The sequence below is a fragment of the Dyella jejuensis genome (assembly GCF_044904675.1).
GTDB classification, from domain to species: Bacteria; Pseudomonadota; Gammaproteobacteria; order Xanthomonadales; family Rhodanobacteraceae; genus Dyella_B; species Dyella_B jejuensis.
The window spans coordinates 1-967 of the sequence record NZ_JADIKJ010000049.1; the positions used below are offsets into that span (position 1 = coordinate 1).

Here is a 967-nt window from a genome sequence, read left to right on the forward strand (position 1 = left end):
CACTTGTTGCCCTGGCCGAACACCGCCGAATCGGCATCGCGCTTGGTGCGGTCCACGAACAGTTCAACCGAAACGTTCGGGCTGATGAATTTACCCACCGACAAACCGTAGAAAACTTGGCGGCTGCGCGTGTTGCGGTCGGTGTCGTTGTAGTAACCGCCCACCGTCGGTGCGACGTACCAGCGGTCGTCGAAGCCGTTTGGCCACGCCGGCGCACCGCTCGTATCGGTGCTGCTGCCAGCGGCGGCGGTATTGTCCTGCGCGTGAACGGCACCTACGCCGCCCAGGGCAAGAGCGATCAGAAAATACAGGCCCTTACGTTTCATCAGGTGTCTCCTCGATTATTGGTGTTCGCGTCCATTCCACCCCAGACGGAAATCGCGCGGCAGAACTTAGGTATGCGGGGGACTTATTCGCTACCTTGCTTGGTTCCCTAACGGCAAGCGCGGCAGAGTGTAGCAAAACCGTTAAGGGATTCGCACGCCAGTCTTTCACGGCGCCTCCCTGACCGGTGAAGCTTCGTTCAGCTAGATAGCGTGTCGTTTAGACGCGGCACGACTAAATCCTTGGCTCTTTCGATATATACATAAGAAAAGCCCGGCATGCGCCGGGCTTTCCATAACAGCTTGCGGTCCGATTACTGCTGGACCTGCAGTTCCGTGCGACGGTTGCGGGCACGGCCAGAGGCCGTCTTGTTGCTGTCGATCGGGTCGTTCTCGCCGTGGCCGATCGGCCCTTCCAGGCGGCTCGCGTCGATCCCGTGTGATGTCAGGTAGTCGTACACGATCTTCGCGCGACGCTCCGACAGTCCCTGGTTGTACTGCGGTGTACCCACGCTGTCGGTGTAACCGGCCACCGTCACGTGCACCTGCGGATAGCGCTTGAGCGTATCCACTGCCTGGTCCAGGATCGCCAGCGAATCGCTGCTCGGCACCGCCAGTGCCGGCTCGATGTTCGTCTCGCCCTT

The 967-nt window shown here is 60.4% G+C and carries 1 protein-coding gene and 1 pseudogene; both read right to left on the bottom strand.

Annotation, left to right across the window (positions count from 1 at the left end):
• A pseudogene (locus ISP15_RS18195) lies at window positions 1–326 on the bottom strand (OmpA family protein); the annotation flags it as partial.
• 311 nt (window positions 327–637) lie between these two features.
• A partial coding sequence (locus ISP15_RS18200; RefSeq protein ID WP_404549397.1) for an OmpA family protein occupies window positions 638–967 on the bottom strand: 330 nt, incomplete at its 5' end.